This window comes from Streptomyces sp. NPDC104814 (assembly GCF_055583185.1).
This window is the reverse complement of record NZ_JBVJOL010000009.1, coordinates 22173-47812: the sequence shown is the minus strand read 5'-3', so window position 1 is coordinate 47812 and position 25640 is coordinate 22173. Positions and strand designations below refer to the sequence as shown.

The window sequence follows — 25640 nt, the reverse complement described above, 5'->3', positions numbered from 1 at the left end:
GCAATCCGGCCGCCGGCGGCCGGCGCAGCAGCATCCGCACCAGCGACAAGGAGACGACGTGTCCGGCTCTTCGGTGACGTGGCCCGGCGACGGGGAGGCCGCGGGCCTGCGCCTGTTCTGCTTCGCCCACGCGGGCGGCGGCAGTGCCTTCTTCCACCCGTGGCGCAAAGCGCTGGGGCCACGGGTCGACGTGCACCCGGTGGTCCTGCCCGGACGGGAGCGCCGGGCCGGGGAGGCCCTGCACACCCGCATGGGTCCCCTGGTCGACCAGCTCGTCGGCGAGCTGTCGGGCCGGCTCGATCTGCCGTACGCCCTGTTCGGGCACAGCCTCGGCTCGATCGTCGCCTACGAAACCGCTCGAGCCCTGCTCGAACACGGCTTGCCCGCGCCACGCGCACTGCTGGTGTCCGGGCGCCGCGGGCCGTTCCTGCCCAGTCACCGGCGACCGGTGCACCAGCTGTCCGAGGAGGAGTTCCTCGCCGAGATGTCCGAACTGGGCGGCACCCCGCCGGAGGTGCTGCGCCAGCGTGAACTGGTGCGGCACTTCCTTCCGCCGCTGCGCGCGGACCACGAGATCAACGAGACATACCGGCCGCCCCGGCTGCCCGGACCTGCGCTGACCTGCCCGGTGTTCGCCTTCACCGGCGACGCCGACCCGCTCGCCGATCCGCACGCGGTGGCCGGCTGGCGCGAGGTGACCAGCGGGGACTTCCGGCTGCGTGTCTTCTCCGGCGACCACTTCTACCTCAAGGGCGCGCCCGAGGAGGTGATGGCGGCGCTGCGCGGAGCGCTCGGCGGCCTGGACCGGGACTCGAGTGACTCTCGAAGGCCCCTTCGTACAGTCGGTGCATGACGGGCGTGTGCCGATGTACGGGGAGGCCGGATGAATCCGCTGGGTGTCATCGCATCGACCGGATTCGACACCCGCTTGCGGGACTTCCTGCGCGAGCAGTGCGCGCACACCACGACTCTGGCCGTGGAACGCGGCCAGAGCGTGTACTGCTGCGGTGGGCAGGACCGCAACGTGTACTTCCTGGAGAGCGGTCAGATCAAGACCGTCATGTTCTCCCGTTCCGGCAAGGAGTGCCTGCTGCGCATCCACACGCCGGGCGACATGTTCGGTGAGCTGTGTTCGCTCGGCGGGGTGCGCAGGGAGGCGGCCATCGCGATGCGCGACAGCGTCGTGCACCGCATGTCGTACGAGCGTTTCCTGTCCGCGATCACCGCGGCGGGGTTCGTCGACGACTTCATCACCCACCTCACGCGCCGTCTCGCCGAGCAGCAGCAGTCCATCACCCATCTGGTGACCGTGGACAGCGAACAGCGGCTCGGTGAGATCCTGCTGGATCTCGCCCGCAAGCTCGGCCGGGGCGACGAGCGGCGGCCGTGCATCACGGAGCGGCTCACTCACGAGGAGCTGGCCGGCATGGTGGGCACGACCCGCTCCCGTGTGGGGCACTTCCTCAAGGGTTTCCGCGACCGGGGTCTGATCGAGGTGACCTCCGCGTCGCGCCTGGTCGTCGACCAGGACCGGCTCGCCGCCTACCTGGAGAGCCGCTGCGTGTGACCGTGCTCCCAGGGCCTCTCGTTGGGATCATGCCGGGCTCGCGGGGTCTGGTGCCGCGCCCTGATCCGGCCTGATCCGAACGAAAGACCCCAGACAACTGTGCGAGGTGAGCCCCATGTGGGACGAGAAGTTCGAGAAGCTGCTGCGGGACCGGCTGCCCGGCCTGGACGCCGGTGCCCCGCTCACCGAGGACCTGCCGCTGGCGGCCTTCGGGCTGGACTCCATGGCGACCGTGGGCCTGATCATGGCCCTCGAGGAGGACTACGGCCTGTCGCTGCCCGACGAGGCCGTGGTGCCGGCCAACTTCACCACGCCGGGCACGGTGTGGAAGCTGGTCGGCTCGCTCACCGCGAGTCCGAGCGAGGCGCCCGGCACCGCGGGCCTGGGCCGATGAGCGACGTCAAGCTGCTGCACCACTGGTTCCTCGACGGGCTCGCCCGCAACCCGGAAGGGACGGCGCTGCGCATCGGCGAGCGCCGGTGGAGCTACGCCGAGGCGGACCGCGTCGCACGGTCCTGGGCGTCGGCGCTGCACGGCGGCCCGCGGGCGCCGCGCAGGGTGGGGGTGCTCGCCACCAAGAGCGAGGAGAGCCTGCTGGGTTTCCTGGCCGCGCTGTACGCGGGCTGCACGGCCGTACCGCTCAACCCGGAGTACCCGGTGGAGCGCAACCGGGAGATCGCCGCGGCGGCCGGTCTGGACGCGCTGATCGTCGACCCGGCCGGCGCCGCCCAGCTGGACACGGTGGCCGCGGCCGCGCCGCCCCTGGTCGTCCTGGCACCGCGCCGTGCGGCGTGGACCGGGCCGGTGCCGCAGACCGCGGTACGGGTGCCCGACCCGGCCGGTGACCGGCCGCCCGCGCAGGGACCCGACTCGCTGGCGTACATCCTGTTCACGTCGGGCTCCACGGGGCGCCCCAAGGGTGTGCCGATCCGCCACGGCAACGTCTCGGCCTTCCTGGACGCCACCCTGCCGCGGTACGACTTCGGACCGGGCGACGTCTTCGGCCAGGTCTACGAACTCACCTTCGACCTGTCGATGTTCGAGGTGTGGTGCGCCTGGGCGAGCGGTGCCTGCCTGACGGTACTGAACCGCCTCCAGGCACTGAACCCGGCCCGCTACCTGCCCGCCCAGGGCATCACCGTGTGGACGTCGACGCCGAGCCTGGTGGCCGCGTTGCGCACCCGTGGGCTGCTCGGGGCCGGCAGCCTGCCCGGCCTGCGCCACACCGTGTTCTGCGGCGAGCCGCTGCCGCAGGAGAGCGCCGCGTACTGGAGTGCGGCGGCGCCCGGTTCCGTCATCGACAACCTGTACGGCCCCACCGAGCTGACGATCGCCTGCACCGCGTACCGGTGGGAGCCGGGGACGCTGTCGGGCACGGTGCCCATCGGCGAGCTGAACGCGGGACTGCGCTGTGTCCTGGTCGACGACGGCCTGGTCGGCGAGGACGTCGGTGAACTGTGCGTCACCGGGCCGCAGATGTTCGACGGCTACCTCGACCCGCGCAACGACGAGGGCCGTTTCCTCACGGTCGACGGGGAGCGCTGGTACCGGACCGGGGACCGGGTGCGCCGTACGGAGAAGGACGGCTTCACCCACCTCGGACGTGACGACGGACAGGTCAAGATCCACGGCTACCGGGTGGAACTGCACGAGGTCGAGGCGGCGCTGCGGGCCTGTGCACCCGGCACCGAGGCCGTGGTCCTCGCGGTGCCCGGCGCGACGGGCCCGCAGCTCGCCGCCTTCGTCGTCGGCGACGACGCCTCCGCCCGGCTGACGGACACGGCCAGGGATCTGGCCCGGCGCCTGCCCGGTTACATGCTGCCCGCGCACCTGTGGGCGCTGACGGATCCGCCGCTGAACGCCAACGGCAAGACGGACCGGCTGCGCCTGCGCGAGGAGGCCCAGCGCCGCCTGTCCGGCGCCCTCTCCACGACGACATGACAGCGGGCCGCCGTCGGCACTGACGGCACCGCCACGAACGAAGGCGCCCCGCGCCCCCGAAAAGGGGCGCGGGGCGCTTTCGTCACCCGGGTCCTCGACGGCTCGGAGCTGCCGTGGCCGTCAGGCCGTGTCGGTGCAGGCCGCTCGGCGGGACAGCTCGCCGGTGACGGACGGGACCGCCTCGACCAGGGCCCGGGTCCACGGGTGGCGGGGGGAGGTGAACACCTGGGCCACCGGGCCCTGTTCGCGTACGGCGCCCTGGTCGAGGACGAGGACGCGGTCGGCCATCCGGGCGATGACCCCCAGGTCGTGGCTGATGAGCAGCAGGGCCAGGTCCAGGCGTGTGCGCAGGGTGTCGAGCAGGTCGAGGATCTCGGCCTGGACGCACACGTCGAGGCTGGAGGTGACCTCGTCGCACAGCAGCAGCCGCGGCTTCGCCGCCAGCGCGCGTGCGACGGCGACCCGTTGCCGCTGGCCGCCCGACAGGGTGCGCGGCAGCCGGTCGGCCCACTCCGGTTCGAGGCCCACGAGCGACAGCAGCCGCCGTGTCTCGGCGGCCGCGGCATGGCAGTCGAAGCCGCGCAGCACCCGCAGCGGCCGGGCGAGGGTAGCTCCGACGGTGCGCCGCGGGTTGAGCGATCCGCCCGCGTCCTGCGGGATCAGCTGCACCAGCCGGCGCTGATCGAGCGTGCGGCTGCGCAGCGGCGCGGGCACGGCCGTCCCGGCCAGTTCGATGACGCCCGCGTCGGGGCGGTGGTGCCCGGTGACACAGCGCGCCAGGGTCGTCTTGCCGGAACCCGAGCCGCCGAGCAGGGCCACGCACTCGCCGGGCTGCACGGTGAAGGACACGTCCTGAGCGGTGGTCAGCCGGCCGCTGCCCCGCCCGTGCCCGGCGCGCAGCCCGGCCACCCGCAGCACGGGCGCGGCGTCCGGCGCGGCAGCGGCGGCCGGTGCCGCGGTGGTCGGCACCGTGCTGGCCGGCACCGTGCTGGCCGGCACCGTGCTGGTGGGCGCCGTGCTGGTGGGCGCCGTGGTGGCCGGTGCCGTGCTGGTGGGCGCCGTGGTGGTCGGTGCCGTGGTGGTCTCGGCGGCCGGTGGGGTCCGCAGCCGGCCGATGTCGGGGACCGCGCGCAGCAGCGCGCGGGTGTAGGGCTGCCGGGGCCGGCCGAGGACGTCGGTCACCGGCCCCTCCTCCACCACCTGGCCCGCCCGCAGGACCGCGAGCCGGTCGGTGAGGCGGGCCGCCGCGGGCAGATCGTGGGTGATGAACAGCAGGGTCAGCCGGCGTTCGGCGGCGAGCCGGGCCACCTCGTCGAGCACCAGGCGCTGGGTGAGCACGTCGAGCCCGGTGGTCGGCTCGTCCAGGACGAGGCCGGCGGGTTCCGCCGCGAGCACCCGGCCGAGGGCGAGCCGCTGCTGCTGCCCGCCGGAGAGTTCGTGCGGGAAGCGGCGCAGGAAGTCCGCGTCGTCGGGCAGGCCCACGCTCCGCAGGACGGCGGCACTGGCCTCGGGGGTGCGCCGTGCGGCCAGCTCGGAGACCAGCGCGCCTACCCGCAGGGTGGGGGTGAGTGCCCCGGCCGGGTCCTGCGGCAGGTACGCGAGGGTGTGCCGTCGTAGCCGGCGCAGGTCCCGGCCGGCGAGGGCGAGGGGGTCCTGGCCGGCGACCCGGATCCGGCCGCTCCGTGCGCGCAGTCCGGGGCGCAGGGCGCCGAGCAGGGCGAGGGCCAGGGTGGTCTTGCCGGAGCCTGATTCGCCGACGACGCCGACGCGTTCGCCCCGGCGCACGGTCAGGGACACATCGTCCAGTACGGGCCGCCCGTGCGGGTCGGTGACGGTCAGACCGGTGACGGAGACCAGCTCCGGGGCCTCGTCGCCGGCGCCGGTGCCGGCCGGGTGGCTGTGGGTGTCGTGGACGGTGCTCATGGCGCGTACCTCAAGATCGCCCGGTCCAGGGCCAGGTTGACGGAGACGGTGAGCACGGCGAGTCCGAGGGCCGGCGCCGCCACCCCCCAGGGCGACAGGGTGACGCCCTCCATGTTCTCGCTGATCATGGCGCCCCAGTTGGGGCTGTCGGGGCCGAAGCCGAGGAAGCCGGCGGACGCGGTGAGGGTGATGGCGATGGCGAGCCGGGTGCCGGCGTCGGCGAGGACGGGGCGCACGATGTTGGGCAGGATCTCGCGGGCCATCACCGCCACCGGCCCGTCGCCGAGGGCGACGGCCTGGTCGACGTAACCGGCGTGCGCCACCTGGGCCGTCGCGGCGCGGGCGACCCGGGAGACGAAGGGCACTCCGGTGACGGCGACGGCGGTGACGAGGGTGAGGGTGCGGTAGCCCCAGCCGTGCAGCAGCACCAGCAGGACGAGGACCGGGGGCAGGGCCAGCAGCAGGGTGTCGAGGCGGGAGACCAGGGCGTCCAGACGGCCGCCGAGATAGCCGGCCAGCACGCCGGTCACGGTGCCCAGCACGGTGGTGACGAGGGTCGCGAGCAGCGGCAGCAGCACCAGTGGCCGGCCTCCGGCCAGGAACCGGGACCACACGTCGCGTCCCTCGCCGTCCGAGCCGAGCAGCAGGGGACCGCCGGCCGGGTCGTAGGGGGCGGCGGTGATGAGGGCCGGGTCGTGCGGGGCGAAGTGCGGGCCCGCCAGGGCCAGCAGGACGACCGCGGCCACGGGCAGCAGCCACAGCACCGCGCCGCGGCTCCCGGGCCGGGCGTCCGGCCGGGCCGCGGCAGCTGTCACGGTGGTCATGTCACCGTCCTTGTGCGGGGTGGGGGCGGAGGGGAACGGCCGGCTCATCGTGCCGTCCTCAGCCGGGGGTCGAGCGCCATGGCGAGCAGGTCGGCCAGCAGCAGACCACCGGCGACGGCCGCCGCCATGAGCAGCCCGATGCCCTCCAGGACGGCCACGTCGTGGTGGTGCACCGCACCGACCAGTTCACGGGAGAGACCGGGGTAGTTGTAGACCTGTTCGACCACGGCCGTGCCGCCGACGAGGGCCCCGGTCAGCCAGCCGAAGACCTGGGCGCAGGGAGCGGCCGCGCTCGGCAGCAGGTGCCGCAGCACGACGCGCGCCGGGGAGAGCCCGGCGAGGCGGGCCGCCTCCACATGGGGGGCCGCCGCGGCGTCCACCACGGCGGCGCGCACCATACGGCTGGCCCAGGACGCGGAGAACAGCGTCAGGGAGGTCACCGGAAGCACCAGCACCTCGGGGTGGGCGAGCAGCGGTTCGCCGAACGGCACCAGGGAGACGGCCGGCAGCCATCCGAGCCAGGCCGCGAAGACGAGGCTCAGCAGGCCGGCCGTGACGAACTGGGGAACCGAGACGAGTGCCACGGCGGTGCCGGAGAGCAGCCGGTCCAGGAGGCCACCGGGACGCAGCCCGGCCGCGAGGCCGATCACCAGCGCCATGACGACGGTCAGCACGGCGCACACCCCGGTGAGCAGCAGCGTGTCGGCCAGCGGCCCGGAGATGATCGCGGTGACGGGCCGGCGGTCGATGAGGCTGTGCCCCAGGTCGCCGCCGAGGGCCGCGCCGATCCAGGCGGCGTAGCGCACCACCAGCGGGCGGTCGAGGCCGAGTTCGGCGTGCAGCCGGGCGATGTCGGCGGGTGAGGCCGCAGGGCCCAGCGCGGCCTCGGCCGCGTCGCCGGGCAGCACCTCGGCGGCGGCGAACAGCACGAAGGAGGCGACCAGGAGGGTGGCCAGGGCGCCGCAGAGCCGGCGCAGCGCCAGGGCCGTGAGGGGGGCGGCGGTTCTCACGCGAGCCGGGCCCGGGTGAACACGGGGATGGACTGGCTGGACCACACCCCCGTCAGCCCGGGCACGGAGGCGTCCAGCTGCTCCCGGAATCCCCACAGCAGGTCGCCGCCGTTGTCGAACAGGTCGCGCTGGACGGCGGCGAACGCGGCCTGGCGGGCAGCGTCGTCGACGACGGCCTGCGCTTGCGCGAGGCGCTTCCAGTGCGGCTCGCCGAGTCCGGTCACGTTGAAGAAGGCGCCCTTGACGGTCGTGGCGGACAGGTGCACGGAGGCGGGCCGGTTGGTGTAGTAGAACGTCTGGAACGGAATGCGGCCGAGGCTCTTGAGGTCGGCGTAGTAGGTGTCCGCGGGCACCTGCTCCACCTTCAGCTCCACGCCGGCCTCCTTCAGCTGCTGGCCCAGGAGGCGGGCGGCAGCGACGAAGCCGGGGACGGTGTCCGCCGCGTGCAGGGTCAGCGAGTCCACGCCGGCGCGGGCGAACAGCCGCCTGGCCTCGGCGGTGTCGCGGCGGCGGCCCGCGGCGGCGATCGCGTAGCCGGGCAGTCCCTTGCCGACCACGTCGTCGCCCCGGCTGCCGAGGCCGAGCAGCACCCGGTCCACCAGGGCGTCACGGTCGGCGGCGAGGCGTACCGCGCGCCGCACGTCGGGGTTGTCGAAGGGGGCGAGGTTCTGGTTCATCGCGAAGGACAGCGCGTTGGAGTTGGCGGTGCCGCCGCGTCGGACGCGGATCGCGTGGTTGCCGCGCTCGGCGGTGGCGCCCGTCGCGGAGATGCCGAAGGCGTAGTCGATCTGGCCGCTCTTGAGGGCGTTGAGCCGGGCGGCGGGGTCGGCGATGAGGGCCAGCTCGATGCGCTCGAAGCCGGCGGCCCCGCCCCAGTAGGACGGGTTGGCGGCGAGACGGAGGTTCTTGCCGTCGTTGCCCTCCAGGCGGTAGGGGCCGGAGCCGATGCCGCGGGCGAAGTCCTTGTCGGCGGTGCCCTCGGGGAACACGGGCGAGAACACCGCGAGGACGGAATCGCGGAAGTCGCCTCGGGGCCGGCGCAGCCCCACCTTCAGGGTGTGGGCGTCGACCACCTTGAGCCGGTCGGGGTCCAGGTCGGCGAAGTTGGTGGCGCGGGTGGACGACGGGCCGGCGAGGGTGCGCAGCGAGTAGGCGACGTCCGCGGCCCGGACCGGGGAGCCGTCGTGGAAGACGGCGCGCTCGTGGATGCGTATGGTCCATTCGGTGGCGTCGCGGTTGGGCTGCACCGACTGGGCGAGTCCCGGCGCGTAGCCGCCGTCCTTGAGGTACATCAGCTGGTCGTACAGGTGGTACAGGGCGATGTAGCTGGCGCCGAACCCGGTGTGCCGCGGGTCGAGGGTGGTGGTGCCCGTGGCGTCCGTCGCGCCGACCCGCAGCAGCCGGCCCCCGGCGGCGGCGGAGGTACCCGGACCGCTGGTCTCGGGACCGCAGCCGGACAGGGCCGTGGCGCTCGCGGCTGCCGTCGTCGCGGCAGCGCCCCACTGCAGGAAGCGGCGCCGGTCGACGCCGTTGACCCGTGACATGGCAGAAGGCTCCTCACAGTTCGTGAATACCGACAGCGGCACCGCGCCGCCGGAACGACGCGATGGCCGTGTGGCAGAGTGCGCCCCACCGCGCCCGCTGTCCGCTCAAACTTGCGCCCCCGACACCGGGTGGGCGGCACCCTCGCCGGGCGGGCACACGTGCACCGCGACGCGCGGGCGCGCCCGACGACCGCGTGCGCCGCAGCGGGCGCGGGCGCCGCGGCGGCGCGGGCGGGTGCGGCGCAGTGTGCGGAGCACTGCGGCGTCCGGAGCGCCACCCGACGGGCGGGCTGCCGCGCCACAGCAGGCGGGCGGGTGCGCCGCGGCGGATGGTCGCGTGCGCCGCAGCGGCGCGGGGCGGATGCACCGCAGTGTGCGGAGCGGCGGGCGCGTGCGCGGCAGCGGCCGGGCGGGTGCCGCGGCGTCCGGAGCGCCGCCCGAAGGGCGGAAGCCGCAACGGGCGGGCGCTCGCCCCACAGCGGGCGGGCGGGTGCGCCGCAGCGGCGCGGGCGCGGCCGCCGCAGAAGGCGGGCGGGTCCTGCGGCGTCCGGAGCGCCGCCCGACGGGCGGAAGCCGCGACGGGCGGGCGGCCGCGCCGCAGCAGGCTGGCGGGTGCTACGGCGTCCGGAGCGCCGCATGAAGGGCGGAAGCCGAAACGGGCCGGCGCTTGCGCCACAGCGGGCGCGTGCGCGGCAGCGGGTGCGCCGCGGCGTCCGGAGCGCCGCCCGAAGGGCGGAAGCCGCGACGAGCCGGCGCTTGCCCCGCGGCGGGCGGGTGCGCCGCGGCGGGCGGGTGCGCCGCGGCGGGCGGAGCACTGCGGCGGGCGCGCACCGCCATGGGCAGGCGCGTGCGCGGCAGCGGGCGGGTGCCGCGGCGTCCCGAGCGCCGCCCGACGAGCGGAACCCGCGACGGGCGGGCGGCCGCGCCGCAGCAGGCCGGCGGGTGCTACGGCGTCCGGAGCGCCGCCCGAAGGGCGGAAGCCGCCACGGGCCGGCGCTTGCGCCGCAGCAGGCGGGGTGGTGGGTGCGCCGCGGCGTGCGGAGCCCGCGACGGGCGGTCGCATGCGCCGTAGCGGACGGGCGCGCCGCCAGCAGGCGGGCGCGCGCGCCGCGACGGGGCCGGAGCCCACGACGGGCCGGCGCCTGCGCCGCAGGGGACGGCGCGCCGCCAGCAGGTGAGCGCGCCGTGGCCTGCGCGGGCGCTGTCGTGGGGTCAGGACCACCAGTCGCGGGTGCCGCCCTCGTCGGCTCCGCACTGGCGCCAGATCAGACCGTCGCGCAGGACGTACACGCCGAAGGTGACGACGGTCTCGCCGCGTACCTTCATCGTGCCGCGCATCATGACGGTGTCGTCGGTCTGGATGAACTCGTTCATCTCCACGTGCTCCAGGTCCAGCTCCCAGTAGCGGCGCAGCAGTTCGCGGATCTGGTCGTGGCCGCGCACGGGGCCGGTGAAGCGGATCCACTCGGCGTCGGGGTGGTACAGGGCGACGAGGCCGTCGAGGTCCCGCTCGGCGGTGCAGCGGATCATCTCGGCGAACAACGGGTGGATGGGCGGTGCGGTCTCCGTGCTCATGACGGGGCTCCTGTGGCGTCGGGGTGGGCGGGGGCGGACGGCTCGGACCCGGTGCCCGCCGCGGCGAACCAGGTCCTGACGACGCGTTTGACGACCTTGCCGAGGTCGTTGCGCGGCAGCTCGTCGACCACCAGGTACCGCCTGGGGATCTCGTGGGCGTCGAGTTCGCCGCGCGCGTGGGCGACGAGGGTGTCCCGCAGCACGCCGGGGTCCCGGGAGGCCCCCGCCGCGGACACCACCGCCGCGGCCGGCCCGTCGTCGGTCGCCACGACGGCGGCGTCGGTGATCGCGTCATGGCCGAGCAGGACCGTCTCCACGCGCAGCGAGGACACCAGTCCGTGCGGCGTGGTGACGGCGTCGGACTCGCGGTCGAAGAGGTACAGCTCGCCCTCCTCGTCGACGTGTCCGAGGTCGCCGGTGTCGCACCAGCCGCCCTCGGGCGCACCGGCCGCCTCCGGGCCGCGGTCCACGCGGTTGCGCGGTGGCGCGCCCTCGGCGCGCAGCCAGATCCGGCCGACCTGCCCGGCCGGCAGTGCCGTACCGTGCTCGTCGGTGATGAGGACGTGGGTGCCGGGTGCGGGCCGGCCCACGGACATCGGGCGGGCCGGGTCCAGGGTGCCGATGGTGACGGCGGGTTTGGCCTGGCTGGCCGAGTAGGCCCCGAGCACCCGGGCCCGGGGCATGGCCTTCAGCAGGGCGCGGGCGAGCGGCTGGTGCAGGAACGCCGACGCGGTCGCGACGGTGGTGACGGAGCTGAGGTCGTGGCGGTCCAGGGCACCTTGGTGGATCATCTGCACGGCGAGGTGCGGGGTCATCATCACGGTGCTGGCCGCGTGCTGTTCGATGAGCGCGCACAGCCGGTCCGCGTCCCCGGGCGGGGCGAGGACCAGGGTCGTCGGGGTGGCGTTGAGCACCATGGAGACGGTGGTGGCGCTGGCGGTGATGCCGAGTTTCACGGACGCCACCATGGGAGTGGGTTCGTCGTGGGCCATCACCGAGGGCGGGCCGCCCGCCGTGGCGAGGTTCTGGTGCGGTACGACGACTCCGCGGGCCGGCCCGGTGGTGCCGGAGGAGTACACGATCTCCGCGTCGTCGTCGGGGCGGTGGACGACGTCCACGCGCCCTTGCCCGGGGACGGACAGTTCGGCGAGGGGGCGGCTCCAGCGGACGGCGGGCACGTCGGGCGGGGCGGTGTTCCCGTGGACGATGCCGGCCAGGTCGCACTGGAGCGCGCGCCGCTGGAGTTCCTCGGCCGGGATGCGCACGGGCAGATGCAGGGCGGTGGCGCCGGCCTTGAGCACGCCGAGGTAGGCGATGGCGTAACCGGCCCAGTCCATGTCGCCGAAGAAGATGCCGATGCGGGTGCCGCGGCGGGTGCCGGCGGCGAGCAGTGCGCGCGCGAGGTCCTCCGAGCGCCGGTCCCACTCGCCGTACAGGAGGTCGGGCCGGCCGTCGATGACGAGCGCGGTGCGGTCCGGATGCAGCTCGGCGTGGGAGCGGAGCTGGTCGGTGAGGTAGGAGAACGTCCGCTGTGTCATGGCCGGTTCAGCCCACTATCTGGAACGCGACGCCGTCGCGGCCGCCGAAGCGCGGTGCGGTGGCGGCGAGCAGGTGGCCGAGGATGAACCGGGCGCGTTCGGCGGGCGGTTCGTCGCTCAGTGCCCGCAGATAGCGCTCGTGGGCCGCCAGGGAGCGCACCGCCCGCTCACGGGCGTCGTCGTCGACGGCCACGGCGTGCGTGGGCTGCGGTGACCCGGCGACCGCCACGCGGGACGCCCGCCACGGCTGGAGTCCTTCCTCGGACAGCTCGGGGAAGATCCAGGGGTTGGCGGCGTCGGCGACGGCGTCCAGGACCGCCCGGCCCACGGCGCGGTGGTCGGGGGTGTTCCACGCGCCGGAGGCCCAGGTGTCGTGGTGGTTGAAGGTGACGACGAGGTCGGGGCGGTGCCGGCGGATGGCGCGGGCCAGGTCGCGGCGCAGGGCGGGCCCGTAGGTGATCGTCCCGTCGCGGTGGCCGTCGATGAACTCGACCTCGTGGACGCCGAGTTCGGCCGCGGCCTTGCGCTGTTCGCTCTCGCGCACCGGGCCGCACTCGGCCGGGTCCAGGTCGGAGATGCCGGCCTCGCCGCGGGTGACCAGTGCGTAGGCCACCTCGCGTCCCTGAGCGGTCCACTGGGCCACGGCGGGACCGGCGCCGAACTCGATGTCGTCGGGGTGGGCGACGATCGCGAGCACGCGATGGAAGTCGTCGGGCAGGTCGGGCAGTGTGTCGGCCATGGGGTTACCTTCCCGGTGGACGAAGGGGATGGGTCAGGCGGCGTCGGCCTGCGGGGGAATCCGGATGACCAGGGCGGCGACCAGCATCGCGGCGACGGCCACGCCCGCGCTGGACAGGAAGGCGACGGTGTAGCCGTGCGTGCCGGTGAGGCCGCCGGCGGCCTGGGTGACCGTGGTCAGGACGGCGAGTCCGAGGGAACCGCCGACCAGGATCGCGGTGTTGAACAGCCCGGACACGGCGCCGGCGTCGGCGGGGTCGACACCCGTGGTGGCCACCGTGCCGGCCGGCATCATGGTCAGCCCCAGTCCGATGCCGGAGATGACCGTGGGGCCGAGGACGGTGCCGAGGAAGGTGCCCGACGAGGCGGCGAAACCGAGCCAGCCCATGCCGAGCGCCAGGCAGAACAGACCGGCCAGCAGCATCCGGGTCAGACCGACGCGGCCCACCGTCTTCATGCAGATCTGCGCGAAGACGAGCAGCACCGCGATCAGCGGCAGGTAGGCGAGGCCGGTCTGCAGCGCGGAGAAGCCGAGGACTTCCTGCAGGTACAGGGTGACGAAGAAGAAGTAACTCATCTGGGTGGCGCCGAACATCATCATGATGGCGAGCGCGGCGCTGGTGTTGCGCAGGCGGAAGACGCGCAGCGGCAGGAACGGGTGCGCCTGGCGGCGTTCGACGGCCAGGAAGACGCCGAACAGCACGGCCGCGGCGACCAGCAGCCCGCCGCGCAGCGGGGAGGCCCACGAGCGCTGGGTGTCGAGGAAGGCGTAGACGGTCATCAGCAGGGCGGCGGTGATCGTCACCGCACCCGCCACGTCGATCGCCGGGCGTTCCTCGGCGCGGCTCTCCTTGATCGTGGTGGCGGCCAGCCCGACGACCAGCGCGCCGATCGGGACGGCGGCGAAGAAGCTGAACTCCCAGCCCGGGCCGGACGTCAGCAGGCCGCCGACGAGCAGCCCGAACAGGGCGCCGGCCGCCTGGGCGCTGCCCCACAGGGCGAACGCGCGCTGCCGTGCGGGACCTTCGTCGAAGCAGGTGATGATCAGCGACAGGACGACGGGGGCGGTCAGGGCGCCGCCCATGCCCTGCACCGCCCGGGCGACGACCATGACCGCCGGGTCGGTGCTGAAGCCGCAGACGACCGATGCCAGCGTGAAGACGGTGACACCCGTGATCAGTACCCGGCGCCGGCCGAACAGGTCGCCGATGCGGCCGCCGAGGGGCAGCAGCCCTCCGTAGAGCAGGCCGTAGGCGTTGACGACCCAGGGCAGCCCGGACTGCGAGAAGCCGAGATCGCGCTGGATGAAGGGCAGGGCGACGTTGACGATCGTCTGGTCCACCTGGATGAGCAGCTCGGCCATCAGCAGGGTGACGAGGATCAGCCGGGCGACCAGCGAAGGGCTGCCCGTGTCGGGGCTTTTTCCGGCGGCTGACTGGCCGTCGGCGGTACTGACGGTCATGGCTCTCCTGATCATCGGTGCCACACCCGCCCTTCGGGCAGGCTCGGTCGGGGGTCACGGTAGAAAGGGGCGGGGCCCGGTGGATGCTCAATACAGCGCATCCACCGGACGGCGGCCGAAAACCCCCTGTCACCACTCGATGTGCATGACCTTCGGGGCGCGGATGATCATGTGGGACTTCCAGGTGACCTCGCCGTGGATGCGCAGCTTCGGCATGCCCAGCACGAGCGCCTTGAGCGCCTCCTGCAGCTCCACCCTGGCGAGGTGGGCGCCGAGGCAGTGGTGCGCGCCGTGCCCGAACACCATGTGCCGGTTGTCGGCGCGGTCCAGGACGACGTCGTGGGCGTCGTCGAAGACCTCGCGGTCGCGGTTGACGGCGCTGGTGTCGACGATGACCGGCTCGCCCGCCCGTACCGGGACACCGCCGACGGTCAGGTCCTCGGTGGCGTAGCGCGGGGAGATGCCGTTGGCCGCGAACGGCACGAAGCGCAGCAGCTCCTCCACGGCCGTCGGGATCGACTCGGGGTTCTCGCACAGCCGCGTCCACAGTTCGGGCCGCTGCTGGAGCACGTAGACGAAGTTGGAGATCTCGCTGGCCGTCGTCTCGAAACCGCCGATGAGGGTGGCGACGCACAGCCCGAGCAGCTCCGCCTCGTCCAGCCGGTCGTGGGCGTCACGGGCCTCGATCAGGGCGCTCGTCAGGTCGTCGCGGGGCTCGGCCCGGCGCTGTGCGATCAGGTCCTCGAAGTACTTCTGCAGGGCGATGAAGCTCTGCACGCACTCGTCGTCGGTCAGCTCGTTCGTGGACAGCGCCGCGTCGCACCACGCGCGCAGCCGGGGCCGGTCCTCGTCGGGCACGCCCAGCAGTTCGCAGATCACCGTGACGGGGATGGCCAGCGCGTAGGAGCCGACCAGTTCGGCGGTCGCCCCCTTGGACTTCATGTCCTCGACGAGGCCGGCGGCGAGCTCGCCGATCCACTCCCGCTTGGACTCGATGCGCCGCGGGGTGAAGGCCTTCGACACCAGGGTGCGCACCCGCGTGTGGTCGGGGGCGTCCATGGTCAGGATGCTCTCCGGCACGGGGCGCGGTGTCATCCGCGGCTCGTCCCGCTCGATGGCCATGTGCCGGGAGAACCTGCGGTCGGTCAGCACGAAACGCGCGTCGGCGTACCGGGTGACCAGCCACGCGGGCTCACCGAACGGCAGCTGGACGCGGATGGGGGTGCCGTCCTCGAAGAGCTTCGCGTACTCCTGTGACAGCCCGAGTCCCTCTCCCCCGGCGAACGGGTACGGACATGCTGTCGGCTTCTCGGTGTGCACTTCGGTGCTCAATGTCGCCTGCCTCCTCGGAAATGCCGGCGCGTCCCGTCAGGCCCCGGAGCCTTCGCGGAGCCGCGTGGGCGGCGCTGCGCGCGGCTGACGCCGGGTCACGGTAGCGGCGCCGGCGCCGGCCGCCTGCTCAATCGGGAGCATCGAGCGGTGCGGGACGGGCGCGATACTCCGCGCATGACTCAGATGCGCATTCAGGCCGTCTTCACCGTGGATGTGTGGGACGGAACCGACGACGAGCCCGTCGACGGCGGGCCGGTGACCGGGCGGGTCGAACTGACCAAGACCTACACCGAGGGTGACGTGAAGGGCTCGGCCACGGGTCACATGGTCACCACGCAGGGCCCCGGAGGTGCCGCGTACGTCGCGCAGGAGCGCGTCGTCGGCGTCCTCGGCGGCCGTGAGGGCACGTTCGTGCTGGAGCACCGGGCGACGCAGGTGCCGGGTAGCGAGCCGGTGACATGGGCGGGCATCGTGCCCGGCTCCGGCACCGGTGAGCTGGCCGGAATCCGTGGCGAGGGCACTTTGGGGCACGGCACCCTCGACCTCGAGGTGGAGTTCCCCGGCCCGGCGGCCGGCGCCTCGGCCTGAGCCGGAAGGTGCCGCGCCGGTCACGCCGGGCCCGCGACGCCCGGTGTGACCGGCGCGCGCCTTGTGGGGCCGACGTCAGGCATCGTCGCCCGCGCCGGTTTCTCGCTGCCGGGGCCGCCCATTGACCGGAAGGGGTCGTTCGGCAAGCCTGAGGCGTGCTCGGGAGCAGGGAGGGACGTGGAGGGGCTGCGCGTATGAACATGCACGACGACCAAGTGGACGTGACCACCGACATCGTCGCAGCTCTGGTCCGCGACCAGTTCCCGCAGTGGAGCGGCAAGGCCGTCCGGCCGCTTGCGTCGACCGGGACGGTCAACGCCGTCTTCCGTATCGGGAACGGCCTTTCGGCGCGGTTCCCGCTGCGTCGGGCCGATGCCGCCGAGGTGCTGGCGGTGCTGGAGCAGGAGGCCCGGGCGAGTGCGGAGCTGGCCCGGGTGTCCGGGTTTCCCGCCCCGGAACCCGTCGCCCTGGGAAAGCCCGGAGCGGGCTACCCCATGCCGTGGTCGGTCCAGACATGGGTGCCCGGAACGATCGCCTCCGAGACCGACCCGAGCGGATCGGACGCGTTCGCCGAGGACCTGGCGGCCTTCATCGCAGATCTGCGCGGGGCCCCGACGCGGGGACGGCGTTTCAGCGGAGAGGGCCGTGGCGGCGTACTCGTCCACCACGACGCCTGGCTGGCGACGTGCTTCCAGCAGAGCGAGGGGCTGCTCGACGTGCCCAGGCTCCGCCGGCTGTGGAGCCGTTTCCGGACGCTGCCACGCACGGGTGGCGACGTGATGAGCCACGGTGACCTGATTCCCGGCAACGTCCTGGTCGTGAACGGCCGGCTCGGCGGCGTCCTGGACACCGGCGGCTTCGGCCCGGCCGATCCCGCGCTCGATCTCATCGGTGCGTGGCATCTGCTGCAGCCGGGCCCACGGGAGGTGCTCAGGCGGCAACTGGCTTGTGACGACCTGGAGTGGGAGCGCGGCAAGGCCTGGGCGTTCCAGCAGGCGATGGGGCTCGTCTGGTACTACGCCGAGAGCAATCCGGCCATGAGCGACTTGGGGCGCCGCACCCTCGCCCGCATCGTGGAGTCGATGGACTGACGCCGCCCCGGTGCAGGTGTGACCGGCGGCCGCCCGGGCGGTGGGATATTCGCTGGGCGCCGTCCGTGGGCGGCGGTCATACTGCCCTGATGGATCCGGTGACTTTGGAGACCGACCGTCTGGTGCTGCGGACCTTCACCTCCGCCGACGTGGATGCGGTGTACGAGGCCTGTCAGGACGAGGACATCCAGTTCTACACGCCGGTGCCGGTGCCGTACCGTCGGGCGGACGCCGAGAAGCTCGTCGGCGAGACGCTGCCCGCCCAGTGGGCCGAGGACAAGGACTACACCTTCGGCGCGTTCCGCAAGGACACCGGCGCCCTGGTCGGCTCGTACTGTCTGACCCTCCTCAGCCGGGGCGTCTGGGAGCTCGGTTACTGGGCGGTCAAGGAGCAGCGCGGCCAGGGCTTCTCGGTGGAGGCCGCCCGGGCGCTGTGCGACTGGGGCTGGGCCACGCTCGACGTGCACCGCATCGAGTGGTGGGCCATGGCCGGGAACACCGGCTCGCGTGCCGTCGCCGAGAGACTCGGCTTCACGGTGGAGGGAACCCTGCGCCGGCGCGGCATCGCCAACGACGGCAAGCCGCACGACTGGTGGGTGGGCGGGCTGCTGCGGCCCTGACACTCCCCCGGTTCCGGCCCGCGCCGCGAACCCGCCCCGCTACGACGGACCCTGGGTCTTCTCGGCGGCGGCCAGGATCTTCAGCGTGGTGTGGAAGAAGCGGGCCGTGGCCTGCACGCCGAACGCCTTCTCGATCACCGGGGCCGGGTTGACGGGGCGGCCGCCGCGCAGCCGCCACCGCACCGACGCCGTGCCCCCGCAGACGTCCAGGACCTCCCAGTCGCCGCGCGGGGAGCGCAGCGGGAGCGTGCCGTCCTCCAGCGGGCCGGAGGCGAACACCAGGGAGAAACGCTCGTCGGCCGCCGGCCGCAGCTCCGCGAAGGGCGACGCGGTCAGTTCGGCGCGCAGCTCCGGCAGGGTCCGCACGATCGTGGGGACGTCGAAGCCGAACGTCTTCGCCAGCGCCTCCTCGATGCGCCCGGTGAGCGCCGGACGATCGGTCTCCGCGGTGGTGAAGAAGGCGTTGCCGCTGGCGATGTAGGTGCGCACTGCCCCCAGTCCGAGCCCGGACAGCGTCTCGCGCAGCCGGGCCATCTCGACCTTGCGCGCGCCGACGTTGACGGCCCGCAGGAACGCGATGTGGGTCTGCTCGGTCGTCATACGGGCATGGCCCCTCCCCCTCGCTGTGCCATCGGCACGCCATGATCTCACGCGGTCGCCGCTCAGAACGTCCGCTCGGCCGCGGAGAACCGGTTGTGCGCGGCCTGCGCGCGGGTCAGGTCCCCGGCGAACGTCTCCAGCAGGGCCCGGTCGTCCGGCAGCCAGTGGTAGGGGCCGCCGGGACATCGCCGCATGCGGAAGGAGCGGCGGGTGTAGCCGCGCCACGCCCCGAGCTGCGCCGCGCTCACCGTCGGGTCGGCGCGGCCCGCCAGTGCCGTGACGGGCGCGTGCACGGTGTCGTCGCAGCCGGCCCGGTAGGAGCGGGCCAGCGCGAAGTCGGCCCGCAGCATGGGCAGTCGCAGCCGGGCCAGCCGGGCGTCGGCGAACGCGCCGGGGTGCACGTGCGGATGACGGCGGGCGCGCTCCAGGAACGCGTCGTCCGGCAGGTCTTCCGCAAGCTCGTCGCAGCGCACCAGGTGGGGCGCCGCGGCCCCGGAGACGTACAGCCGCTCGGCGACCAGTTCGTGGTCCCATTCGAGCCTGGCCGCGACCTCGAAGGCGAGGAGCGCTCCGAAGCCGTGGCCGAAGAACGCGAACGGCCGGTCGCACAGCCGTGCCGCGGCGCTCACCAGGTCCTGCAGCAGTGGTTCCAGCCCGCGGCAGGGCTTTTCCCGTATCCGTTCACCGCGGCCCGGCAGTTCGAGGGGGGTGACGGCGATGTGGGGCCGCAGGCGGTCCGCCCAGGGCAGATGGACGCCGGCCGGGGCACCGGTGCACGGCAGGCAGAACAGGCGCACCGACATGCCGTTCACGCTCGGGCCGCCGTGTCACGGGCCGGGACGTGTGCCGCGGGGGTGGGCGGACCGGTACGGGCGGTGACGCGACGGAGTGGGGCGGGGCGGTGCGGCTGCCGTTCGTGAGGCACGGTGCTTTCCCCTCTGGTGTCCGGGGCCGTTCGGTGGGCCCCTCATGGCGCCGGACCCTACGGACGCGCCGGGCCGGCCGCCGATTTCTGTAGGGAGTCGACCCCGCGGTCTGCACCGGTCCTCGAGCGGTTCTCCAGGGGCGGCCCCTAGCGTGCGTGCGGGGACGACCGGTTTTTGCTGGAGGAGGACCGATGAGTGGTGACAACCTGCCCGGCGCGCCCCGGTGGCGGCCGCGTCTGATGGCCGTGCACGCCCACCCGGACGACGAATCCAGCAAGGGCGCGGCGACCATGGCGAAATACGCCGCGCAGGGCGCCGAGGTGCTGGTGGTCACCTGCACCGGCGGTGAGCGCGGATCGGTCCTCAACCCGCGGTATCCGCGTCCGCGCGGTCGGGTGGACATGGGCGCGCTGCGCGCGGCGGAGATGGAACGGGCCCGGCGCATCCTCGGGGTGCGGCAGTGCTGGCTCGGCTACCGGGACTCGGGACTGCCCGGGGACGGTGAACCGCTGCCCGCGGACTGCTTCGCCCGGGCCGACCCGGGTGAGGCGACGGCTCGGCTGGTGGCGCTGATGCGGGGGTTCCGGCCGCACGTCGTCACGACGTACGACGAGGACGGCGGCTACCCGCACCCCGATCACGTGATGGCGCACCGGATCACGGTGGCGGCGTTCGCGTCGGCCGCGGACGGCTCGGCGCATCCGCTCGCGGGGTGGCCGTGGCAGCCGCTCAAGCTGTACTACAACCACGGTTCGCATCCGGCGCGCAGCGCGGCGCTGCACCGGGCGCTCAGAGCGCGCGGCAGCACCGCGCCGTACGCGCCGCTGCCCAACGAGCCCGCGCGGCAGCCGGAGATCACCACCCGCGTGCCGTGCGCCCGGTACTTCCCGGTGCGTGACCGGGCGTTGCTCGCCCATGCCTCCCAAGTGGACCCGGACGGCATCTGGTTCGCCGTGCCGACGGCGGTGCAGCAGGAGGTGTGGCCCACCGAGGACTACACCCTGGCCCGGTCGCTGGTGCCGGTGAGCCTGCCGGAGAGCGACCTGTTCGCCGGGATACGGCCGCCCGTGCGGGCCGTGCGCCCGCAACCGTCCCGGGCGGTGCCCGCCCCGCTCGCCGGCTGATCCGTGAGCGGGCTCGCGCCGCCCGGCACGTCGTTGCGGGCCCGGGCCGGGAGGGCGACGTGGTCGCCCTCCCGGCGGGTGCGGGCGGGGCACCGGCCGCGGGCCGGTGGCCTCGTGCGCTGCGTCGGGAACCGACGTCAGTGGCCGCGCAGCAGGGCCTCCGCGCGGCCGTGGAGCTGGACGGCGTAGGCGACGCAGCCCAGGGCGACCGTGCACAGCAGGGTGCGCAGGATGTTCGTCGTCTCCCAGGTGGTCTTGAACTTGTCGATGACGGAGAAGTCGTGGGCCTTGGCCGGGTTGCCGAGGTCGGCGAGCTCGTTGTTGAGCGGGATGTTCACGGAGAACGTGACCATCAGAACCACCAGGTAGAGCACGGCGGCCACGCCCGCCCACACCGCGATGGCCCTGCGGCCGCGGCGGAACTCGATGAACGCGGCGGCCGCCGAGGCCAGCAGGGCGACCAGGAAGACGAGACCGAACAGGCCGTTGCCGTCGATCTCGCTGTTGAAGTACTGCATGGCGGTGGCGAACGTGCGGTCGTCCGTGGAGTTCAGGCCCGGCATGACCGAGACGTCGAACGCGAAGAACAGACCGGCCATGAGGCCGATGGTGATGGTCGACACGAGGAGCAGCGGGCCGGCCAGTCTGCCGGACCGGGACGGCGCGGGCGCCGGAGGGACCGTGGGTCCGGGGACCTGGCCGTACTGCTGGTAGGGGTTGGCTGACATCGGGCGTCCTCGCTCTGCGTCGGGAGGATGGTGGGTGGTCTGTGCGGCTCGCTCACGCGAGCCTAGGCAGTGGCGCGGTGCCGCGCAGGGGAGTCGAGCCGGACCGGACCGGGTCCCCAGCGTTTCTGTAGCGGGCGCCGAGTGCGCTCACGCGATGGACATCTGGGCCATCATGCCCATCGCCGAGTGGTCCAGAAGGTGGCAGTGGTAGACGTAGGTGCCGCGGTAGCTGTCGAACGTCGCCTGCAGGGTGACCGTCTCGCCGGGCAGCAGCCGCACGGTGTCCTTCAGGCCGGACTCGGAGCCGTCCGGTTCGCGTCCGTTGCGTTCCAGGACGCGGAACTGCACCAGGTGCAGGTGGAAGTTGTGCGGGATGTCGGTGTTGGTGTTGGTGACCGTCCAGATCTCGCTGCTTCCGTAGGGTATCCGGGTGTCGATGCGGGCGGGGTCGAACGAGCGGCCGTTGATGAAGCCGGCCGGGCCCGTCGCGCCGTCGGTGACGTTCAGGTCGAACGAGCGACGGGTGGTGGCCTGCGGCAGCGGGGGCAGGGTGCGCAGGACGTCCGGCACGGCGCTGGGATCGGTGGCGGTGCGTACGACGTCGAAGCGCAGGACCTGGCCGGTGCGCTCGGGGTCGCCGGGGCCGAGGGTGTTGCGCAGCACCAGCTGGGTGCCCACCCGGTAGCGGGAGAAGTCGATGACGACGTCGGCGCGTTCGGCGGGCGAGAGCAGCAGGGTGTCGGTGACGTGCGGGCGCGGCAGCAGGCCGCCGTCGGAGCCGATCTGCACGAAGGGTGAGCCGTCGGCCAGCTGCAGGCGGAAGAAGCGCAGGTTGGAGGAGTTCAGCAGGCGGAAGCGGTATTTGCGGGCGGCGACCTCCAGGTAGGGGTAGGGCCTGCCGTTGGCCAGGATGGTGGACCGGCCGGCGGCGTCGTCCATGACGTACAGCAGGGCACCGCTGTCGTCGAAGTGGGCGTCGCGCAGGGCGATGGGGATGTCGTAGCGGCCGGACGGCAGGGGCAGTGCCTGCTCGGTCGCGTCGGTGAGCTGGTAGAGGCCGGACAGACCGCGGTAGACGTGCTCGGACTCGCTGTGGTGGGCGTGGTCGTGGAACCAGAGCGTGGCGTGCGGCTGGCGGTTGGGGTAGGTGTAGGTGCGCACGGCTCCCGGCGCGAGGGTGTCCATGGGCGCGCCGTCGCTGGCGGCGGGCACGGAAGCGCCGTGCAGGTGGACGGACGTGTCGGCCTGCAGGGCGTTGCGCTGGCGCACGACGACGGGGCGGCCGGAGCGGGCCTTGATGACGCCGCCCGGGAAGTGGCCGTCGTAGGTGAGGACGTCGGTGCTCAGGCCGGGCAGGATCTCCGCGCGGGCGGGTCTCATCGTGATGTCGTAGAGATCCGTGCCGTTGGCGGTCGACACGGGCTGGATGACCGGCAGCGACGGCAGCGGGGCGCGGAAGGGCTCCACGGCGGGCCCGGCGGGCAGTGCCGTGGCGGGGGCCGTGCCGGGCGGGGAGCCCGTGGCCCTCGCTTCCATCAGCGGCGTGAGGGCCGCGCCGGTGAGCACGGCGGCGCCCGACGTGGTCAGGGCGGTGATGAGGGTGCGTCTCGTGACCATGCGGTCTCCTGCGGAGAAGGGGCGGGGCGGGCCCGCGAGGATGGCCGGTTCAGCGCAGCAGGTCGTCCTCGTGCGGTGCTGGGGCGGCGCCTGCGGGATTGCGGGCCGCTTGCGGAGGGGCCCATATAACGGGGGCGATGACCCGCTGTTCGAACTCCGGTTCGCCTACCTGGAAAGGCTGACGTGGATCTTCGTCACTGGCTGCCGCGCGCGGTGGACGTAGCCGAGCGGTTCGCGGAGCGGTTCGGGGCGTACGACGAGCACGCCTCGCACCTGGTCGCCGACCGGGACTTCGGGACCGTGTTCGAGCGTTTCGCCGAGCGGCTGGACGACAACTACCCGTTCTTCCACCCCCGTTACGCGGGGCAGATGGTCAAGCCGCCGCATCCGGCGGCGGTCGTCGGTTACGTCACGGCCATGCTCTTCAACCCGAACAACCATGCCGCCGAGGGCGGCCCGGCCACCACGGCGATGGAGCACGAGTGCGTGGCGCAGCTGGGCGCGATGTTCGGTCTGCAGGCACCGCTCGGGCATCTGACGACGAGCGGGACCATGGCGAATCTGGAAGCGCTGTACGTGGCGCGCCAGTCCCATCCGGATCGCGGCATCGCCTTCAGCGCCGAGTCCCACTACACGCACGGGCGGATGTGCGGGGTCCTGGGCGTCGAGGGGCACCGGGTGCCGGCCGACGGCCGGGGCCGCATGGACGTGGAGGCCCTGGAGCGGCTGCTGGCCGGCGGGCGGGTGGGCACGGTGGTGCTGACCGCCGGGACGACCGGGCTCGGCGCCGTCGACCCCGTGCACGAGGTGGTGCCGCTGGCCCGCCGGTACGGGGTACGGGTGCACGTGGACGCCGCGTACGGCGGGTTCTACGCGCTGCTGGGGCGTTCGCAGCGCCCCGAGGGCGTCGACACCCGGCCGTGGCGGGCGATCGCCGCGTGCGACTCGGTGGTGGTCGACCCGCACAAGCACGGCCTGCAGCCCTACGGCTGCGGCGCCGTGCTGTTCAACGACCCCGGCGCCCGGGGCCACTTCGCGCACGACTCGCCGTACACCTATTTCACCGACTCGTCGCTGCACCTCGGTGAGATCAGCCTGGAGTGCTCGCGGGCGGGAGCGGCCGCGGCCGCGCTGTGGCTGACGCTGCAGCTGCTGCCGCTGACCCGGGACGGCCTCGGGGAGGTCCTCGCGGCGGGCCGGCGCGCCGCGCTGGCCTGGTCGGAACTGATCGCCGGCTCCGAGGTGCTGGAGCTGTACCAGCCGCCGGAGCTGGACATCGTCACCTACTTCCCCGCGGTGGGCGGACGCGGCCTGGCCGCCGTCGACGCGGCCGCTGCCCGGCTGCTGCGCGACGGCATGGAGGCGCCACGCGATCCGGTGTTCCTGAGCCTGCTGCGCACCGACGCCGACGCCTTCACACGCCGTCACCCCGGAGTGGAACGGGACACCGACACGGCGCGCGTGCTGCGCAGTGTGCTGATCAAGCCGGAGTCCGAGCTGTTCGTCAAGACCCTGCACCGCGCCGTGGAAGACCTGGCCGACCCGATCGTGCGGGACGGGACCGGCACCGTACGGCGCCCCTGACACGGAGGAAGAGAAGACAGTGGCTGTTTCGCCCGCGTTGCCCCCATCCGCGGCCGACGGTGGGGTGCGTGTCGCCGCCCGGTCGGAGACCGACGCGCTCGCGGCCGTGCTGGCCGGGTGTTTCCTGGACGATGCGCTGACGCGCTGGATCATCCCGGACGAGGAGCGCCGGGCAGCCGTGCTGCCCGCCTTCTTCCAGGTGTTCCTCGACATGGCGTTCCCCTTCGGCGGGGTGACCACGACCGCCGGGCGGGAAGCGGTACTGGTGTGGCAGCCGCCCGGCGCACAGGAGCAACTGGCCGGACGGCAGGAGGAGTTCGAGGACCGGTTCGCACAGGTCCTGGGGCCCGGGGCACAGGCACTGGCGGTGATCGCGGCGTTGCAGGAGTCCCGGCGGCCGGTGTCGGTGCCGCACTACTACCTCTCCTTCGGCGCCGTCACGGCGAAGGCTCGCGGCAGCGGCCTGATCGACACCCTGATCACCGACGTCATCGCGCGGGCGGACGACGCCGGCTGCGGGGCGTACGCGGAGGCCAGCTCTCCGGCCGGTGAGGCGGTGGCCCGCCGGTTCGGCCTGCTGCCGCTGGGCGCGGACATCGAACTGCCCGGCGGCGGTCCGCGGCTGCGGCCGATGTGGCGGGAGCCGCGATGACGGGCGACGAGCACCTCCAGATCTACACGCCGGCGCAGATCGATCTGGGCCTGGTGCCCGCATCGCACGCGGCGCAGCTGCGCGACGTACTGGCCTGGAGCCGGAGCTTCCTGGTGAACGGGCATGCGGAGCTGGGCCGCAGCGGACCGGTCTGCCCCTACACGCAGCCCTCGCTGCGGCGGGAGCTGTTCCTGCTGGCGGTGCCGGCGCAGGGCGGAGCGGAGTCGCTGCCGCAGGCGGTGGACCGGCTGCGGACCTGGTACGGGCGGCTCGCGGCCGACCTGGACGCGGACGCGCGGGAGCTGCTGACGGTGCTGATGGTGCTGCCGGAACTGGACCGGGAGGACCCGAAGCCGCTGGACGTGCTGCAGGAACAGGCGAAGAACGACTTCGTCGCCGAGGGGCTGATGATCGGTCAGTTCCATCCGCAGTGCGACCAGCCGGGGCTGTGGAACACGTACTTCCGGCCGCTGCGCGCGCCGGTGCCGCTGCTGGCGGTGCGCCGGCTGCTGGTCTTCGACCTGCCCTTCCTGGTCGAGGCCGAGGAGCACCTCGACCACTATCTGCGGCGTTTCGCGCCGGCCATTCCGGCTCGGGTACGGGACCAGCTCGTGCAGCGGGTGGTGTCCTGACCGGACGGGCCGTGCCTGCCGTTC

General features: G+C 73.6%; 24 protein-coding genes. 11 read left to right on the top strand and 13 right to left on the bottom strand.

Features of this window, described 5'->3' with window-relative positions; all coding sequences use genetic code 11:
• Positions 1-58 precede the first annotated feature (58 nt).
• The 4 genes from ACZ64A_RS26870 (at position 59) to ACZ64A_RS26855 (ending at position 3508) form a co-directional block, all read left to right on the top strand.
• The gene (locus ACZ64A_RS26870; protein WP_469813852.1) at positions 59-853 is read left to right on the top strand and encodes a thioesterase II family protein; all 795 of its coding nucleotides are present in this window, start codon (positions 59-61) and stop codon (positions 851-853) included.
• Positions 854-883: 30 nt separating this feature from the next.
• Positions 884-1567: a Crp/Fnr family transcriptional regulator gene (locus tag ACZ64A_RS26865; RefSeq protein WP_469813850.1), complete on the top strand. Its 684-nt coding sequence runs from the start codon at positions 884-886 to the stop codon at positions 1565-1567.
• Positions 1568-1682: 115 nt separating this feature from the next.
• Entirely contained in the window at positions 1683-1961 is a 279-nt protein-coding gene (locus tag ACZ64A_RS26860; RefSeq protein ID WP_469813849.1) for an acyl carrier protein, read from the top strand.
• Positions 1958-3508 carry a D-alanine--poly(phosphoribitol) ligase gene (locus ACZ64A_RS26855; RefSeq protein WP_469813847.1) on the top strand — a complete coding sequence of 517 codons (1551 nt, stop codon included), beginning with the start codon at positions 1958-1960 and terminating at the stop codon, positions 3506-3508. Before ACZ64A_RS26860 ends, ACZ64A_RS26855 begins: the two co-directional genes overlap by 4 nt.
• A gap of 120 nt (positions 3509-3628) precedes the next feature.
• Here ACZ64A_RS26855 and ACZ64A_RS26850 read toward each other — a convergent pair whose 3' ends face one another.
• From ACZ64A_RS26850 to ACZ64A_RS26810, 9 genes are all read right to left on the bottom strand, one after another.
• Positions 3629-5431: an ABC transporter ATP-binding protein gene (locus tag ACZ64A_RS26850; RefSeq protein ID WP_469813845.1), complete on the bottom strand. Its 1803-nt coding sequence runs from the start codon at positions 5429-5431 to the stop codon at positions 3629-3631.
• Positions 5428-6255, bottom strand: a complete 828-nt coding sequence (locus ACZ64A_RS26845; protein ID WP_469813844.1) for an ABC transporter permease — start codon at positions 6253-6255, stop codon at positions 5428-5430. Before ACZ64A_RS26845 ends, ACZ64A_RS26850 begins: the two co-directional genes overlap by 4 nt.
• A gap of 44 nt (positions 6256-6299) precedes the next feature.
• Positions 6300-7265 carry an ABC transporter permease gene (locus tag ACZ64A_RS26840; protein WP_469813842.1) on the bottom strand — a complete coding sequence of 322 codons (966 nt, stop codon included), beginning with the start codon at positions 7263-7265 and terminating at the stop codon, positions 6300-6302.
• Positions 7262-8809 (bottom strand): ABC transporter substrate-binding protein, encoded by a 1548-nt coding sequence (locus tag ACZ64A_RS26835; RefSeq protein ID WP_469813840.1) that lies wholly within the window; start codon positions 8807-8809, stop codon positions 7262-7264. The genes ACZ64A_RS26840 and ACZ64A_RS26835 overlap by 4 nt, the downstream gene beginning before the upstream one ends.
• Before the next feature lie 1212 nt (positions 8810-10021).
• The gene (locus ACZ64A_RS26830) at positions 10022-10384 is read right to left on the bottom strand and encodes a nuclear transport factor 2 family protein (protein ID WP_469813838.1); all 363 of its coding nucleotides are present in this window, start codon (positions 10382-10384) and stop codon (positions 10022-10024) included.
• Complete coding sequence (locus tag ACZ64A_RS26825) at positions 10381-11922, bottom strand: class I adenylate-forming enzyme family protein (RefSeq protein WP_469813837.1); 1542 nt, start codon at positions 11920-11922, stop codon at positions 10381-10383. Before ACZ64A_RS26825 ends, ACZ64A_RS26830 begins: the two co-directional genes overlap by 4 nt.
• Positions 11923-11929: 7 nt before the next feature.
• The gene (locus ACZ64A_RS26820) at positions 11930-12661 is read right to left on the bottom strand and encodes a PIG-L deacetylase family protein (RefSeq protein WP_469813835.1); all 732 of its coding nucleotides are present in this window, start codon (positions 12659-12661) and stop codon (positions 11930-11932) included.
• 33 nt (positions 12662-12694) lie between these two features.
• Positions 12695-14122: an MFS transporter gene (locus ACZ64A_RS26815; protein WP_469813833.1), complete on the bottom strand. Its 1428-nt coding sequence runs from the start codon at positions 14120-14122 to the stop codon at positions 12695-12697.
• A 129-nt stretch (positions 14123-14251) separates the two neighbouring features.
• The gene (locus ACZ64A_RS26810) at positions 14252-15454 is read right to left on the bottom strand and encodes a cytochrome P450 (protein WP_469813831.1); all 1203 of its coding nucleotides are present in this window, start codon (positions 15452-15454) and stop codon (positions 14252-14254) included.
• 174 nt (positions 15455-15628) lie between these two features.
• On the opposite strand from ACZ64A_RS26810, the gene ACZ64A_RS26805 reads away from it, so the two are divergent.
• The 3 genes from ACZ64A_RS26805 to ACZ64A_RS26795 all read left to right on the top strand — a co-directional run bounded on the left by ACZ64A_RS26805 (position 15629) and on the right by ACZ64A_RS26795 (position 17753).
• Positions 15629-16042, top strand: coding sequence for a DUF3224 domain-containing protein (locus tag ACZ64A_RS26805; RefSeq protein ID WP_469813829.1), 414 nt, complete (start codon positions 15629-15631; stop codon positions 16040-16042).
• 194 nt (positions 16043-16236) lie between these two features.
• A complete protein-coding gene (locus ACZ64A_RS26800) occupies positions 16237-17133 on the top strand; it encodes an aminoglycoside phosphotransferase family protein (RefSeq protein ID WP_469813827.1) in 897 nt (298 codons plus the stop codon).
• Positions 17134-17222: 89 nt separating this feature from the next.
• Positions 17223-17753, top strand: a complete 531-nt coding sequence (locus ACZ64A_RS26795) for a GNAT family N-acetyltransferase (RefSeq protein ID WP_469813826.1) — start codon at positions 17223-17225, stop codon at positions 17751-17753.
• A gap of 39 nt (positions 17754-17792) precedes the next feature.
• Here ACZ64A_RS26795 and ACZ64A_RS26790 read toward each other — a convergent pair whose 3' ends face one another.
• Both ACZ64A_RS26790 and ACZ64A_RS26785 read right to left on the bottom strand, forming a co-directional pair.
• Positions 17793-18353, bottom strand: a complete 561-nt coding sequence (locus ACZ64A_RS26790) for a DUF1697 domain-containing protein (protein WP_469813824.1) — start codon at positions 18351-18353, stop codon at positions 17793-17795.
• A 62-nt stretch (positions 18354-18415) separates the two neighbouring features.
• A complete protein-coding gene (locus ACZ64A_RS26785; RefSeq protein ID WP_469813823.1) occupies positions 18416-19156 on the bottom strand; it encodes a thioesterase II family protein in 741 nt (246 codons plus the stop codon).
• A gap of 314 nt (positions 19157-19470) precedes the next feature.
• Between ACZ64A_RS26785 and mca the strand changes: the two genes are divergently transcribed.
• The gene (gene mca, locus ACZ64A_RS26780; protein ID WP_469813821.1) at positions 19471-20403 is read left to right on the top strand and encodes a mycothiol conjugate amidase Mca; all 933 of its coding nucleotides are present in this window, start codon (positions 19471-19473) and stop codon (positions 20401-20403) included.
• 137 nt (positions 20404-20540) lie between these two features.
• On the opposite strand, the gene ACZ64A_RS26775 is transcribed toward mca, so the two are convergent.
• Together ACZ64A_RS26775 and ACZ64A_RS26770 are read right to left on the bottom strand one after the other, a co-directional pair.
• A complete protein-coding gene (locus tag ACZ64A_RS26775; RefSeq protein ID WP_469813819.1) occupies positions 20541-21131 on the bottom strand; it encodes an anthrone oxygenase family protein in 591 nt (196 codons plus the stop codon).
• Between the two features lie 147 nt (positions 21132-21278).
• Positions 21279-22748 carry a multicopper oxidase family protein gene (locus ACZ64A_RS26770; RefSeq protein ID WP_469813818.1) on the bottom strand — a complete coding sequence of 490 codons (1470 nt, stop codon included), beginning with the start codon at positions 22746-22748 and terminating at the stop codon, positions 21279-21281.
• Positions 22749-22931: 183 nt separating this feature from the next.
• On the opposite strand from ACZ64A_RS26770, the gene ACZ64A_RS26765 reads away from it, so the two are divergent.
• The 3 genes from ACZ64A_RS26765 (at position 22932) to ACZ64A_RS26755 (ending at position 25616) form a co-directional block, all read left to right on the top strand.
• Positions 22932-24332 (top strand): pyridoxal phosphate-dependent decarboxylase family protein, encoded by a 1401-nt coding sequence (locus tag ACZ64A_RS26765; RefSeq protein ID WP_469813817.1) that lies wholly within the window; start codon positions 22932-22934, stop codon positions 24330-24332.
• Between the two features lie 64 nt (positions 24333-24396).
• The gene (locus ACZ64A_RS26760) at positions 24397-24984 is read left to right on the top strand and encodes a hypothetical protein (RefSeq protein WP_469813815.1); all 588 of its coding nucleotides are present in this window, start codon (positions 24397-24399) and stop codon (positions 24982-24984) included.
• Positions 24981-25616, top strand: coding sequence for a DUF6875 domain-containing protein (locus ACZ64A_RS26755; protein ID WP_469813813.1), 636 nt, complete (start codon positions 24981-24983; stop codon positions 25614-25616). Before ACZ64A_RS26760 ends, ACZ64A_RS26755 begins: the two co-directional genes overlap by 4 nt.
• The last annotated feature ends 24 nt before the right edge of the window (positions 25617-25640 follow it).

Excerpts from the sequence above, each read along its gene's own strand:
- ACZ64A_RS26785 (WP_469813823.1), bottom strand. The coding sequence starts at position 19,156 with ATGTCGGTGCGCCTGTTCTGCCTGCCGTGCACCGGTGCCCCGGCCGGC.
- ACZ64A_RS26845 (WP_469813844.1), bottom strand. The coding sequence starts at position 6,255 with ATGACCACCGTGACAGCTGCCGCGGCCCGGCCGGACGCCCGGCCCGGG.
- ACZ64A_RS26865 (WP_469813850.1), top strand. The coding sequence starts at position 884 with ATGAATCCGCTGGGTGTCATCGCATCGACCGGATTCGACACCCGCTTG.
- ACZ64A_RS26805 (WP_469813829.1), top strand. The coding sequence starts at position 15,629 with ATGACTCAGATGCGCATTCAGGCCGTCTTCACCGTGGATGTGTGGGAC.
- ACZ64A_RS26825 (WP_469813837.1), bottom strand. The coding sequence starts at position 11,922 with ATGACACAGCGGACGTTCTCCTACCTCACCGACCAGCTCCGCTCCCAC.
- ACZ64A_RS26770 (WP_469813818.1), bottom strand. The coding sequence starts at position 22,748 with ATGGTCACGAGACGCACCCTCATCACCGCCCTGACCACGTCGGGCGCC.
- ACZ64A_RS26755 (WP_469813813.1), top strand. The coding sequence starts at position 24,981 with ATGACGGGCGACGAGCACCTCCAGATCTACACGCCGGCGCAGATCGAT.
- ACZ64A_RS26820 (WP_469813835.1), bottom strand. The coding sequence starts at position 12,661 with ATGGCCGACACACTGCCCGACCTGCCCGACGACTTCCATCGCGTGCTC.
- ACZ64A_RS26850 (WP_469813845.1), bottom strand. The coding sequence starts at position 5,431 with ATGAGCACCGTCCACGACACCCACAGCCACCCGGCCGGCACCGGCGCC.
- ACZ64A_RS26775 (WP_469813819.1), bottom strand. The coding sequence starts at position 21,131 with ATGTCAGCCAACCCCTACCAGCAGTACGGCCAGGTCCCCGGACCCACG.
- ACZ64A_RS26855 (WP_469813847.1), top strand. The coding sequence starts at position 1,958 with ATGAGCGACGTCAAGCTGCTGCACCACTGGTTCCTCGACGGGCTCGCC.
- ACZ64A_RS26795 (WP_469813826.1), top strand. The coding sequence starts at position 17,223 with ATGGATCCGGTGACTTTGGAGACCGACCGTCTGGTGCTGCGGACCTTC.
- ACZ64A_RS26800 (WP_469813827.1), top strand. The coding sequence starts at position 16,237 with ATGAACATGCACGACGACCAAGTGGACGTGACCACCGACATCGTCGCA.
- ACZ64A_RS26790 (WP_469813824.1), bottom strand. The coding sequence starts at position 18,353 with ATGACGACCGAGCAGACCCACATCGCGTTCCTGCGGGCCGTCAACGTC.
- ACZ64A_RS26815 (WP_469813833.1), bottom strand. The coding sequence starts at position 14,122 with ATGACCGTCAGTACCGCCGACGGCCAGTCAGCCGCCGGAAAAAGCCCC.
- ACZ64A_RS26835 (WP_469813840.1), bottom strand. The coding sequence starts at position 8,809 with ATGTCACGGGTCAACGGCGTCGACCGGCGCCGCTTCCTGCAGTGGGGC.
- mca (WP_469813821.1), top strand. The coding sequence starts at position 19,471 with ATGAGTGGTGACAACCTGCCCGGCGCGCCCCGGTGGCGGCCGCGTCTG.
- ACZ64A_RS26860 (WP_469813849.1), top strand. The coding sequence starts at position 1,683 with ATGTGGGACGAGAAGTTCGAGAAGCTGCTGCGGGACCGGCTGCCCGGC.
- ACZ64A_RS26830 (WP_469813838.1), bottom strand. The coding sequence starts at position 10,384 with ATGAGCACGGAGACCGCACCGCCCATCCACCCGTTGTTCGCCGAGATG.